At 61.6% G+C, this 10,849-nt stretch carries 14 protein-coding genes and 2 pseudogenes; 4 read left to right on the plus strand and 12 right to left on the minus strand.

Features of this window, described 5'->3' with window-relative positions:
• The first annotated feature begins 95 nt into the window (after positions 1–95).
• Positions 96–992: an NAD-dependent epimerase/dehydratase family protein gene (locus ACFOYU_RS17945; protein ID WP_377034655.1), complete on the plus strand. Its 897-nt coding sequence runs from the start codon at positions 96–98 to the stop codon at positions 990–992.
• Positions 993–1,046: 54 nt separating this feature from the next.
• On the opposite strand, the gene ACFOYU_RS17950 is transcribed toward ACFOYU_RS17945, so the two are convergent.
• The 5 genes and pseudogenes from ACFOYU_RS17950 to ACFOYU_RS17970 all read right to left on the minus strand — a co-directional run bounded on the left by ACFOYU_RS17950 (position 1,047) and on the right by ACFOYU_RS17970 (position 4,093).
• On the minus strand, positions 1,047–1,670 hold the full coding sequence (locus ACFOYU_RS17950) for an IS6 family transposase (RefSeq protein WP_377034656.1): 624 nt from the start codon (positions 1,668–1,670) through the stop codon (positions 1,047–1,049).
• A gap of 48 nt (positions 1,671–1,718) precedes the next feature.
• Positions 1,719–1,937 (minus strand): annotated as a pseudogene (locus ACFOYU_RS17955) (IS110 family transposase); the annotation flags it as partial.
• 66 nt (positions 1,938–2,003) lie between these two features.
• Positions 2,004–2,753 (minus strand): annotated as a pseudogene (locus ACFOYU_RS17960) (IS5 family transposase).
• 66 nt (positions 2,754–2,819) lie between these two features.
• The gene (locus ACFOYU_RS17965) at positions 2,820–3,674 is read right to left on the minus strand and encodes an alpha/beta fold hydrolase (protein WP_377034657.1); all 855 of its coding nucleotides are present in this window, start codon (positions 3,672–3,674) and stop codon (positions 2,820–2,822) included.
• Positions 3,671–4,093, minus strand: coding sequence for a helix-turn-helix domain-containing protein (locus tag ACFOYU_RS17970; protein WP_377034658.1), 423 nt, complete (start codon positions 4,091–4,093; stop codon positions 3,671–3,673). Before ACFOYU_RS17970 ends, ACFOYU_RS17965 begins: the two co-directional genes overlap by 4 nt.
• 65 nt (positions 4,094–4,158) lie before the next feature.
• On the opposite strand from ACFOYU_RS17970, the gene ACFOYU_RS17975 reads away from it, so the two are divergent.
• Complete coding sequence (locus tag ACFOYU_RS17975) at positions 4,159–4,539, plus strand: hypothetical protein (protein WP_377034659.1); 381 nt, start codon at positions 4,159–4,161, stop codon at positions 4,537–4,539.
• Positions 4,540–4,801: 262 nt separating this feature from the next.
• Here ACFOYU_RS17975 and ACFOYU_RS17980 read toward each other — a convergent pair whose 3' ends face one another.
• The 6 genes from ACFOYU_RS17980 to ACFOYU_RS18005 all read right to left on the minus strand — a co-directional run bounded on the left by ACFOYU_RS17980 (position 4,802) and on the right by ACFOYU_RS18005 (position 8,840).
• Complete coding sequence (locus ACFOYU_RS17980; protein WP_377034660.1) at positions 4,802–4,933, minus strand: hypothetical protein; 132 nt, start codon at positions 4,931–4,933, stop codon at positions 4,802–4,804.
• Positions 4,934–5,009: 76 nt separating this feature from the next.
• Positions 5,010–5,210 carry an MbcA/ParS/Xre antitoxin family protein gene (locus ACFOYU_RS17985; protein ID WP_377034661.1) on the minus strand — a complete coding sequence of 67 codons (201 nt, stop codon included), beginning with the start codon at positions 5,208–5,210 and terminating at the stop codon, positions 5,010–5,012.
• A gap of 100 nt (positions 5,211–5,310) precedes the next feature.
• A complete protein-coding gene (locus ACFOYU_RS17990) occupies positions 5,311–6,120 on the minus strand; it encodes a hypothetical protein (protein WP_377034662.1) in 810 nt (269 codons plus the stop codon).
• 45 nt (positions 6,121–6,165) lie between these two features.
• Positions 6,166–6,378 (minus strand): hypothetical protein, encoded by a 213-nt coding sequence (locus tag ACFOYU_RS17995; protein WP_377034663.1) that lies wholly within the window; start codon positions 6,376–6,378, stop codon positions 6,166–6,168.
• Positions 6,379–6,630: 252 nt separating this feature from the next.
• The gene (locus ACFOYU_RS18000; RefSeq protein ID WP_377034664.1) at positions 6,631–7,944 is read right to left on the minus strand and encodes a hypothetical protein; all 1,314 of its coding nucleotides are present in this window, start codon (positions 7,942–7,944) and stop codon (positions 6,631–6,633) included.
• Between the two features lie 26 nt (positions 7,945–7,970).
• On the minus strand, positions 7,971–8,840 hold the full coding sequence (locus tag ACFOYU_RS18005; RefSeq protein WP_377034665.1) for a DUF6502 family protein: 870 nt from the start codon (positions 8,838–8,840) through the stop codon (positions 7,971–7,973).
• 112 nt (positions 8,841–8,952) lie between these two features.
• On the opposite strand from ACFOYU_RS18005, the gene ACFOYU_RS18010 reads away from it, so the two are divergent.
• Complete coding sequence (locus ACFOYU_RS18010) at positions 8,953–9,822, plus strand: hypothetical protein (RefSeq protein WP_377034666.1); 870 nt, start codon at positions 8,953–8,955, stop codon at positions 9,820–9,822.
• 134 nt (positions 9,823–9,956) lie between these two features.
• Positions 9,957–10,337: a response regulator gene (locus ACFOYU_RS18015; RefSeq protein WP_377034667.1), complete on the plus strand. Its 381-nt coding sequence runs from the start codon at positions 9,957–9,959 to the stop codon at positions 10,335–10,337.
• A 397-nt stretch (positions 10,338–10,734) separates the two neighbouring features.
• Here the strand turns inward: ACFOYU_RS18015 and ACFOYU_RS18020 are convergent, their stop codons facing one another.
• Positions 10,735–10,827 carry an integrase core domain-containing protein gene (locus tag ACFOYU_RS18020; protein WP_377034378.1) on the minus strand — a complete coding sequence of 31 codons (93 nt, stop codon included), beginning with the start codon at positions 10,825–10,827 and terminating at the stop codon, positions 10,735–10,737.
• Between the last annotated feature and the right edge of the window lie 22 nt (positions 10,828–10,849).

Here is a 10,849-nt window from a genome sequence, read left to right on the forward strand (position 1 = left end):
AACAGTGTGGACGCTGCCATCTGGTATGACAAGTCCGAAAGTGGTCTAATGACTATACTACCGATGACCAGCATTTCCGGAGCATTCTCGCGGCCATGAGCATGACAGCCCCTATCCGTTCCGTTCTCGTCACCGGTGCCGGCGGCAACCTTGGCCGGAAGCTGATCACTGACCTCCTCAGGCGGGAGTGGTGCGAGCGCGTCGTGGCGCTCGACCTGACGCTTCCTGCAACGGGCAGCGTCGGCCCGACCAAGGTACAATGGGTTGAGGGTGATCTCGCAACGCCCACGGGCCCAAGCCTTCGCGGCGCCTTGGCCGGGATTGATGCCGTGGTTCACTTCGCAGCCCAGAATCCTTACCCTGATGCCTCCTGGAGTGACGCCAGTGCGTCCTTCGACATGACGCTCAACATTTTGGCAGCCGCCGCTCAGGCGAGCACCCACCGCGTCGTGTTCGCCTCGTCCAACCACGTGATGGGCCAATACAAGGACCCGCCCTTGGCCGATGGTCTGACCGCAGGTGCTCTGACGACTGCCTCGCCGCCAGGTCCGGGAACGCGCTGGTTCAACGGCCGTGAGATGGTGCAGGGCTTTGCCTACGCAGCGTCGAAAATGATGGGTGAGAGAGCCTGTCTCGCCGAGGCGCATCGCTCGGGAGGCGCCCTGACCAGCGTGTGCGTTCGGATCGGCTGGTGCCAGCCGGGGGAGAACAGGCCGGAGACGATCAACACATCTGGCCTGCCCGGCGCGGAGGAAAATACAGGTCCTGACACCGAACGCGACCTGCGGTGGTTTCGCAACATGTGGCTCTCAAACCGGGACTTCGTGGCATTGATCGAGCGGGCGCTTCTCGCGGAGGAGAAAACCTGGCCGCAGCCCGGCATCGTGGTCAACGGCATGTCGGCCAACCGGAACATGCCGTGGGACATCAAAACCACCCGGCAACTCATCGGATACGAGCCGCAAGATGATGTTTGGGAGCATATCGCCTGAGAGCACCGTCAAGTTATTGGAGATGGACACATCTATCCTGGGTGTAGGTCTTGATCAGGCGGCACTCGCGATACCGGTCACCTCAGCCCAGACCTGAAAGGCCCTAGCACGAGTCTGGCGATGATCAGCGGCCTTGGTGTTTGCAGGGCGGCGGAAGAGATTTCCAACCTGATCGTGGACTGAGAGGAAGCGCTGGGCCTGCCCGGCCGATCTGAAGCACTTCATGACGCGTTCGCGTCTTCGAGTCGGCTGATGGCTGTTTTCCGCGCGATTGTTTAAGCCTTTGTGCTGCCGATGCTCCACGCTCGGCATGATAATCCGCTTGGCGGCCTTTGCATTCCGGCGACTTTGAACCAGGATGTCGAGCACGACGCCGTGCTGGTCGACCGCGCGCCAGAGCCAATGCTTCCGGCCTGCAATGCTGATCACGACCTCGTCGAGGTGCCACTTGTCTCCTGGCGCCGAAAGACGCCTGCGGATCTGGTTGGCAAAGCTCTGGCCGAATTTCAGCGCCCATTGCCGCACCGTCTCATGACTGATCAGGAGGCCTCGGGCCGCGAGCATCTCCTCGACCATGCGCAGGCTCAAGGGAAACCGGAAGTAGAGCCGCACGGCATGGCTGATCACCTCAGCCGGGAAGCGATGGCGGGCATAACAAGGGGGACGTTTCGAGGTCATGCCTCGTCTATCCCGGCATCCCATCACTCAGGAGTCAACCTGACGATACCGAACGGCATGCCCGAGCCGGCCAATCTCGCGGGCCCAATAGTGGGAGCTGCCGCAGGCCTCCATGGCCACAGTGCAAGGCGGCTGGCCGGCAAAGAAGGTGAGAACCTGGTGCCGCTGCAGCTTCCTGCGGAACAGGACCGATCCGGATGCATCGGCGCCGTGAACCCGGAACACGTTCTTCGCCAGGTCCAAACCGATTGTGCTAACCTCTCCCATAGACGCCTCCCTCAAATGGTGCTCATGAGCACCTCCACTTTGGCACAGCGAGGCCGTTGGGGGCGTCTACCCCATCAGTTCTTGCGCTGGCCCCATAAAGGACAAGGCGGTTTTCTCGTAGCGGGTTGCAACAGCTCGCCACTCCTTGAGCCTGGCCCAGAGCCGCTCGACGACATTGCGGTTATTGTAAATTCAATCTGGGCAAGCGACTGGCGCCTCGTGGCGCAGCGGCGGGATCGCCGGCTTCGCACCGATGCTCCAGATGTGCTCGCGAAAGGCATGGCTGGTGTAGCCGCGATCAGCCACAATCCAGGTTGGCACGCCGGGCAGGCTGTCGAGCAACAGAACGGCTTGCGGCAGCTCGTGTGCTTGACCGGGCGCGAGCCGAAAGGCGATGGCGCGTCCGAGACCGTCGGCGATCACACAATCCTTGGTGCCATAGCCGCCACGCGAGCGGCCAAGTGCTTCACGATCATCTCGTTGAGCTTGAGAGCCCCTTTGACGCGCCCCGGCGGCCTTCTGATGTGCGCGCACGCTGGTGCCGTCGAGGAACGTCATGCCGAGCTGGATGCCACGTACTTGCACCAGATGGAGCAGGCGCTCCCAGACACCTAGGCGAGCCCAGCGGATGAAAGTCTGGGCGGCTCGCCACCACGGACCCAACTCAGCGGGGACGGCCCGCCACTTGGCGCCGTTCTGATGCCGCCAGAGGATTGCCTCGAACGTCCGACGCAGATCTTTCGGGGCTGTCTTGCCCTTCGGATGATATTGTTCCACCAGCGGCTCCAGCATGGCCCATTGCGTGTCCGGCAGCATGGCTCCTCCTCAAAAAAGGACGAGCAAAACGCTCCAAGATGCAATGGCTTCAAGACCTTACACTCCCTAGCTGCAGACCAGAAAGTCGAACACTCGCTGCGATTGATCAGGCAGGAAGTGATAACCTTCCTCAATGAAACAGATTTGGGCGTGCGGAACATGCCGTTTGAGCCGAGCGCGCGTGTCATAAGAGTCGATGAGCGCGTCGCGACCTCCAATTATGGCGAGGAGCGGCATTGCAAGGGCTTCCAGCGCTGCGTCGCTGAACTGCGGAATTTTGATGGCGCGTGGCTTGATCGCGCGGCCGATACTATCCATAAGGCCGGAGATCACTTCAAGATCAGCCGGTAAACGTTCCGGTGCCGGCCCGAACACCTTTTCAACAATCTTGCGCTTCCCCCAGGCCCCCAGCAGCAAGTAGGGTGCGGCGGCAAAGAGAAAGTTCTTCTGCCTCCCGATCCCCGCAGGGCAGATCAGCGCCAGCGCGGAAGCTCGTGCCGGCCGCCGCATGGCATAGTCGAGCGCTAGCCAGCCGCCGAGTGATGTGCCGATCAGCGCTGCACGGGCAAGTCCAAGCCCAGTGAAGACATCATCAAGCCATATTGCGTAGGTGTCACCGGCGAGCGGCGGCCTCACTCGGGCGCTGAGGCCCGCCTCGCCGATCACATCGACCGCATAAAGCCGGAAGCGGCTAGACCAGAGTGCGATATCCGGCAGCCAAGCGGCGCTGTTCGCCTGAGCGCCATGCAGCACCACCACCGGCGGCGCGGTCTCGGGACCGCAGGCGAGTACGAATGTCGCGCCTTGTGAAGTCGGCAGTTCAATTTCTCGCCTCGGCACCGGCCAGCGGTCGAGCACGGCGCGATACTGCCGTATGACCTCCACCGCGTCGGCATCGCTGCGAAAGACGGGATCACTCATCGGGACAGCCCAAGCTGAAGCTCGATCAGCTCGAGCAGTCTTGCGGCGTCGGACGGAGCGGCGATGAGAACGATCTTTAGATCACCGCTGATCGGATCGAAGGCCGTGTTGAAGTGAAGCGGTCGGGTACTGGTGTCGCCTCCCAGGGCCGCGGCGCCGAGGAAGGTCGTTATGCGCTCGGCCGCTTCGGTAGGTAAGGCCGGAATCTCGACAACTACGGTCGCGCGGACATCGCGAGGAGGTTGTGTGCGCCCGCTCGCCAAGCCAGCGAAAGCGTCCAGTTTTGAGCGGTCGATACGATAAGCCTTGCCGATCCGCGTGGCTTCTAGGCGACCTTCACGGATGTACCGGAGGACGGTTTTGGGATGCAGTTTCAGCTCTTCAGCGGCTTGTTCGACCGTCACCAGCATGTTCGACATGCAAAAGGACCCTCAAACTTCCCAAATAGCCCTATAATAGGTAGTTTTAAGGAGCAATAGGTAATATGAACGGACTTGTAGTTTCTATGGCTGAGAGCGCGAGCAAGGCAATGAAGGCCCAGCTTCGCCGTGACCTACGCATCGCGATAAAGAGGGGCGACAGAGGCGAGATAGCGTTGCTTCGGGAACTGGTCGCCGCTCTCGACAATGCCGAAGCTGCACCGCTCCGACAGGAACGTTCCTCGGTCGACCGTCATGCCTTTAGCGATGGGTCAGCTGAAGGTGAGCGCCGGGTACTCACCCAAGAAGATGTGAATGCCCTGATGCTGGGCGAGATGAACGCGCGTGTGGAGGCCGCCGCCGAATTTGGGCGATTGGGCGCAGAGGCGCGTTCCACCGCCCTCTACGCCGAGATCAGGATGATACGCCGCTATGTCGACCAATGACGACCGATAGCGCAGTGCGAGGGTTATAGCCGAACGACTGGAGCCATCTGGTCGGGGAATTCTCCCGGCAGTGGTAGCAGGTCTCCGGCGTTGTCGCAGGTTATGCCCATGTCTCATTTGGTGAGCAACTGCCCACAAGGAGAAGCGGACATTGCTCCGGCTATGTCCTCCTTGGCCGCCCTTGTGCCGGCCGGCGCCAGGAGCTCTAGCGCTTCCCGCTGGCGGATGTTGAGCCGAACGATCGGCTTCTGATCATCCCGGCTCATTCTCCAGTCCGCTTGGCCCGAAGGCGGGCGATGATATCAGCCGCAGGCTTCGTCTTTCCCTTCTCCACGTCCTGATTGCCCAGCTCCAGGATTTTCAACAGCGCCAGTGTTTCTGGCGGCGTGTTCAACTCGTCTCCTGACCGCTCGCCAGCCCCTGAACGGCCTTGCACTTGAGCTTTTGGGTCTCGGGTCATTGTTCGGGGCTCATGCATAGACGCAGCGTTTTACCGCTTCCAGATAGTCCAAGACCTTATCCGCCTTGCCCTCTTGGACGAGCTCATAGGCTGTCTTTCCGCCCCAGCTTGGAATTGGCTGCTGCTCAAACCAGATCGCGGCCCGCTGCTTATCGCCTGCCATCTCTTCGGCTACCGCGAGGATCCGGAGCGTCGCCTCATCCATCGTCATCACCCATCACCTTTTATGCAGCTAATGTAGGCCAAGGCATGCCCTTATACGATCTCTCAGGCTCGATAACGCCGCTGGTCAGAGCCCTCGGCAGTTGCGTTCAATCGCGAGTGAACACCGCAAAGATCTGCCTCAGCAATCTATCCATATCCGGAAACCGTGCCCTCGCCTCTTCGGGTGAAGCGCTCCTGACAAGGTGCTCGATATAGGTCTCAACGATTTCCCGCTTGCCCTCGACCTCACCCTGATAGCGGTTGAGTTTTCGGTTGTAGCCGGTCCATCGGACAGGCCGGAATTCTCCCGATCCGTCGTGGAGAGCACTGGGTCCGAGATAAATCTCAATCCCGCCTGCCATTCCATTGACGTCCATCCTCTGCAGGCCCTGTGGACCGACCGTCGGGTAGTCCAGCGCTACCTCGGCATCCGGCAAAGTCAGTAAGCGGATATTCGACGGCAAAGTGATGTTATTGAGGGAGGCTAAAGCAGCGTGCACGGCCGTTTCGTGGTCAAACAGACCTACCATCCGGGTACGGAGGCGAGCCCCAGCGAAGGCGCGGACAATCTTGCAGAGATGCTCGGCACCTCCTTCTGTCCGCACCTCCTCGAAGTCGAGAAATGTATAGAGCTCCGCCAGGTGCGGGTACATGACATCGAGCGAGGACTTGATGATCCGTGTATCGCTGCTTCCTTCGGTCAGGATAACGATGGGCTCGACGACGGGATGGGCAGCAAGCACGACCTCCCGGGCATCCGACGCGACCGACTGTTCCTCGTCATAATAACCGGCGTGCGTGACGTCTGTGAGGTCTAGGATGATCTCGGTCGCGTCTGGGAGTGCCTCAAGTGCGTCCCGAATGAAATACCGATAGTCTGCCCCAAAGTGCATCAGGGTATAGTCATCCTGGCTCATAATCCGATGAATGATTGGATGGTCCTTCCACGGATCGGGGTCGTCTCAATGGTTGACTCCGGCCCGAGCCATGGTGGCGATCGCATCCCTCCATCCCGTCAGGGTAATCCGACGCAAAACGCGGAGATTATTGGCGTAGAGGGTTGGCTCGTCCTCCATGCGCTCGATCTCTAGGGCGAGTTCCTCATGGAATTCTTGTTCGGAACGCTCAGTGATGCTGGCCTTTGCCATGCTGGCGGTGGTGCGCGAGCGCGCCAACAGCCTCACCTCACCCAAAAAAGTCGCGACGAAGCCAGGCTGCAGCGTTGGTATGCTGGTCTATCCACGAAATCCGCCGCGTCGCCATATGCTTGTGTCAGCGACGACTCAAACCTGCTTTCGTGATCGCCTGATCCGCCTGGCGGCGAGCGCATCAGGCCATGGCGCAAGCCTCACATCGCAAGCGAAGAGCGCAACTGTAATGATAGGCTACGAAACGGAAATCCATGGATTTCCAGAAAGGGCGGGCCGTCATCGCCTTCCTCCACCGCTACCGTTGCCGCCGGCGTTACCACCACCGCCGTTGCCACCAGCATTGCCACCGCCGTTTCCTCCGGAACTGCTGCCGTCACCGTGGCCACCAGCGTTTCCGCCACCATTGCCGCCGCTCCCGCCATTTCCGCCTTCGCTGTGGCCGCCGCCATTCCCCGTGGAAGAGCCACCGCCGCCGCTTCCTCCTCCTGCGCCGGAACCACCTCGCGAGCCGCCAGCATTGCCGGAAGGCTCACCGCCGTCACTGCGCCCGCGAGCCGTGCCGGGTTGGGAGTCGTTATGAGGGGACTGAACGGAGCCCCGATCAGCCGGTGAGGCCTTGCGCCCCTGGCCGCCTGCGGACGTGCCGGAGGAGTTGCGCATGTCAGGACCTTGGATGGACGTCCCCGACCGAACCGGACCGCTCTCGAGCGAGACTCCCTCCAGGCCCAACTGCCCCCTTCGATCGGACACAGCGGTGACCACCGCCAGAGCGTATGACCCCGCCGGCAGTGCTCCGGAAACCCGTCCGGCCACCTCAAGACCCGAACCAAGGCGCAGCCCGTTTCGCGTCCGTTCGACATATGCCTCGATGGAATAGCGACTGACCTGGCGCCCCAGAAGATTGCGTTCCCTGACAGCCCGGGTGACTTCGAGAGTGCCCCGGTTGTACCTGCCCTCGAGAACGACCCGGCTGCCGGCGAGCGCGGAGCTTGCACCGGAGAGCCTCAACCATCCGACTCTGAGACTGCCGTCACGCAGCCTCACAACCCTGCCGGCGACCTTGTCGGTTCCTCCGCCCCTCCGTTCGATCAGGCTTGCGACAATGACTCCGTCCGGCCGCCGTAGGCCGAACACGGCGATCCGCTCCCCGCGCCGCCATTGCCCCATGCCGTTGAGTCTCTCGACGGATACAGCTTGGCCAAGCACCCGGAGCATTTCACCACTTACCGCCTCGATCGGGCCGACCACCTCACTGACCACATCGATCTGCCCTGTCGCCAGAACGCCGTTTCGTTCCTCGGCAATTACCCGCGCGACTTGGCCGATCTTCAGATCGGAAACCGTCCTGGGCTGCCCATCGATCCGGACCGGCACGTTCGGCGCGTAGGTTACCCGCAACCCGTTGACAATGATGCTGCCGAACCCGCGGATCGTGCCCATAACACCAGTGCCGCCGATGCCCCGGTCGCCGTCCAGATCGTCCGACACCACTCCAGTGCCACCGATCCCGCGGTCCTGCGGGTCCTGGCTTCGTGCCACCTCCAGCGGAAGCAGGAGCAGTGCCAGCGCAGCCAGCCAGCGAGCAGCCATTCGTGCGGTCGAAGCGGCGCAGTCCCTCACGTTCCAGTTTCCCCGTCGTTGCTCTTGGTGGACTCGCCGGCAGACGCGGGCGGCGTAATCTCTTCGGAATAGACGTACACGCCGAAGTTCCAGCGCCACCGCCCCAGCGGAACTCCGTCACTGGCGGCATGCGCCTCGCGATTCAGCTTCTGGAGCGCTTGCATCGCAACCTCGCGGGAGCGCTGCTGGAGCTGCTCGGCCAATTCCTTGGTCAGGCCATCGTAGTGAACGGCGCGCTCAAGGAATTGCGGTGATTGGGTCTCTACGTTCGCAACAGCGGCAGCGATGTGGTCGTGCAGGTTGCGGCCGAGATAGTAGAGCTGCTGATCATCCCCGCCCCTGGGCACATAAGCCGCTTCAGCCAAAACCGCCCGATCCTGATCATCAATGACGACAAGCTTGCGGTCGAGCCACTCGTCCAGCACTGCGCGGGGACGTACATCCCGAGTAACCGATGCGACGAGGCGCTCGAACGACGGCTGTGACGGCTCCCCGGTCCGGGGGAGCGGTAGGGGATGTCCACCGCCATCGGTGAATTCCGGGTCAGCGAGCCAGCGCGCCAGAATGCGGCTGGTCTGCGATACGGTTGCAGGCACCACATTGACGGGCGCACCCGCCCCGCGCAGCCGGCGCACCTCCTTGCGGTGGATGCCTGTGAGAAGACTGACGCGGCTGTCCGTCTGCTCCTTGCCCCGCAGAGCGAAATCATACTCGGCGACGTTCACGTAAAGCTCTCGCAGAAGCTCCGTCAGCATGGGGAACGTGATCCCGCTCCGGATCAGCAGCCGCACAAGGGGACGCAGCAGGCGTGCCACCGGCGCCTGCAGCTTGGCTGGTTCAAGGGATCTGAGGTCATCACCGGGCATTCCTCTACCTAAGCGGAAAGCGCGTGGGAAGCAATCCCACAAAAATCTTGACGTGGGAAAATTTCTCACAATATTCTTGAGTCCGAGCTCGCAATCAGTTCTGAGCTAACTGTTGGAAGAGGAAAGCCCTATGAAATTACGTATTGCTTTGTCTGCGTCGGCTCTCGTCTTAGGCCTTGCGGCTGGCTTCCAGCCGCTGTCCATCGACGTGACCTCGCTCACGATTGACCTGTCCCGGGCCGAAGCCCGTGGCAACGGCAACGGCAACGGCAATGGCAATGGCGGTGGTGGTCCCGGTGGAGGGGACGGCCATGGCGGCGGTGGCGGCCGCGGGGGCGAGGGTAACCCGGGCGGAAGCGGCGGTCCCGGTGGCGGGGATAGTCGTGGCGGCGGCCACGGTGGCAGCGGCGGTCCGGGCGGCGGCAGCGGTCGGGGCGGAGACGGCGGCTTCACTGGCGAAGGTGGCCTTGGCGGAAGGAACGGCCGTGGCTCTGGTACTGACAGCGCCTCAGACTATGGACGCACGACAGCCGAACAGGCGTCCAGCTTTGGGCGGGCAACCGCTGAAGAGGCGGCTAGATTTGGGCGCGACACAGCCGCAAGGGCTCAGAGCCGCGAATCGGAGAACGCCGTTGTTTCCGAGGACGAGATCTCGTCCGAGGCCAAGCAAGCCGCGGCCCGCGCAAAGAGCATTGGCCTGGACACGGCCAAACTTGGCCGCCTGAACGCCGTCAATGCCTCGGCGACGGCCCGGCAGAAGGCGTCTGCTAATTCTGTCGTCGGTCAGATTGCCGCCTATGAGGTAGCCTTGCTTGAGGGTGACTACACAAAAGCCGCTGAGACACTGGCAAACCTGTCGAAGACTGGAGTGCCAGGGAGGGCAGTCGAGATGCTGAACGAGAAGCTCAAGATCGAGGTCGACGAGCAGTCGCTGGCGACCCTCATCGAGATGGCGCGGCAGATCCAAGCCGCACGCCAGTAACCGAGCGATGCGTCCTGCCGCTGTCGGCGGCGGCAGGACTTCTCCGTATGTGTGCCCCGTACTCACCGCCGAACCATGTCACCCTGCGCCGGTGAGAGCGAGACGACTGCCATTAACGAAGCCAGAGGTCTAAAATGCCTCAGAACACACCCGGCCACCGCATTCTCCTCGTCGAGGATGAGGTCATGATTTCGATGCTGATCGAGGACATGGTCCTCGACCTAGGGCACGCCGTCATCGGCCCGGCTGTCAAAATCGATGATGCCATGTTTTTGGCTCGCCGGGCGGACTTCGACCTCGCCGTTCTCGACATCAGCATCGGCGGCACGGCTGTTTATCCGATTGCGGATATTCTGCGCTCCCGCGGTATCCCGTTCATTTTTGTAACAGGCTATGACAAGAAAGCTCTCCCTCCGCGGTTTGAAGGAAGTCGCATCCTGTCAAAACCGTTCTCGGATCAGAGCTTTGGCGACACTCTAGGAGAAATTTTCGCTGCATCGCCTACAGCTTGCTAGGCCCTGGGACGGCTCCTGACTAGCATGTCCGTGAAGAACCTGCTTCCTCTGCACTTCTGGCAGACATGCTGAATATCTGCTTGGGGTCAGGCAGTGAAGTCCATTCACTTTTCGGACTGTCTGGTTACGTGAGGATTGCTGCCCTCGGGCTGGCGTGGCAGGTGTGCCATATCTGAACATTAGTCGGTTCTCTGGGAGGCTTGCCCGCTAGCCGCAATTGCTGTCCACCCAAACGCGCTAAGGTGACGACGTAAGGCACCCACAGGGGCAGACTGGAGCGACATCTATCCCACCCGGGCAATTTCCTGCGACGCGACGGGATTGTCCCACTGTCCAGACAGGGAGGAGACAAAGGTCGGCAACCCGCCATCAATCGCCGGCTAGATGTGAGTTCTGATCAGGTTGTTCCGGCGAGGGCCTGAGCCGGTGTTCGTCGGCTGAGACTACCATGCGGGCGCTGCTGATTGTACCAGGTCAGCCACCGCGGCAGGTCAGCAGCCCGAGCCTCTGAT

The organism is Microvirga sp. GCM10011540 (assembly GCF_042650665.1).
Taxonomy (GTDB): Bacteria; Pseudomonadota; Alphaproteobacteria; order Rhizobiales; family Beijerinckiaceae; genus Microvirga; species Microvirga lenta.

Coding starts and splice junctions, on each gene's coding strand:
- ACFOYU_RS17945 (WP_377034655.1), top strand. CDS start 96: ATGAGCATGACAGCCCCTATCCGTTCCGTTCTCGTCACCGGTGCCGGC.
- ACFOYU_RS17950 (WP_377034656.1), bottom strand. CDS start 1,670: ATGACCTCGAAACGTCCCCCTTGTTATGCCCGCCATCGCTTCCCGGCT.
- ACFOYU_RS17965 (WP_377034657.1), bottom strand. CDS start 3,674: ATGAGTGATCCCGTCTTTCGCAGCGATGCCGACGCGGTGGAGGTCATA.
- ACFOYU_RS17970 (WP_377034658.1), bottom strand. CDS start 4,093: ATGTCGAACATGCTGGTGACGGTCGAACAAGCCGCTGAAGAGCTGAAA.
- ACFOYU_RS17975 (WP_377034659.1), top strand. CDS start 4,159: ATGAACGGACTTGTAGTTTCTATGGCTGAGAGCGCGAGCAAGGCAATG.
- ACFOYU_RS17985 (WP_377034661.1), bottom strand. CDS start 5,210: ATGACGATGGATGAGGCGACGCTCCGGATCCTCGCGGTAGCCGAAGAG.
- ACFOYU_RS17990 (WP_377034662.1), bottom strand. CDS start 6,120: ATGAGCCAGGATGACTATACCCTGATGCACTTTGGGGCAGACTATCGG.
- ACFOYU_RS18000 (WP_377034664.1), bottom strand. CDS start 7,944: ATGGCTGCTCGCTGGCTGGCTGCGCTGGCACTGCTCCTGCTTCCGCTG.
- ACFOYU_RS18005 (WP_377034665.1), bottom strand. CDS start 8,840: ATGCCCGGTGATGACCTCAGATCCCTTGAACCAGCCAAGCTGCAGGCG.
- ACFOYU_RS18015 (WP_377034667.1), top strand. CDS start 9,957: ATGCCTCAGAACACACCCGGCCACCGCATTCTCCTCGTCGAGGATGAG.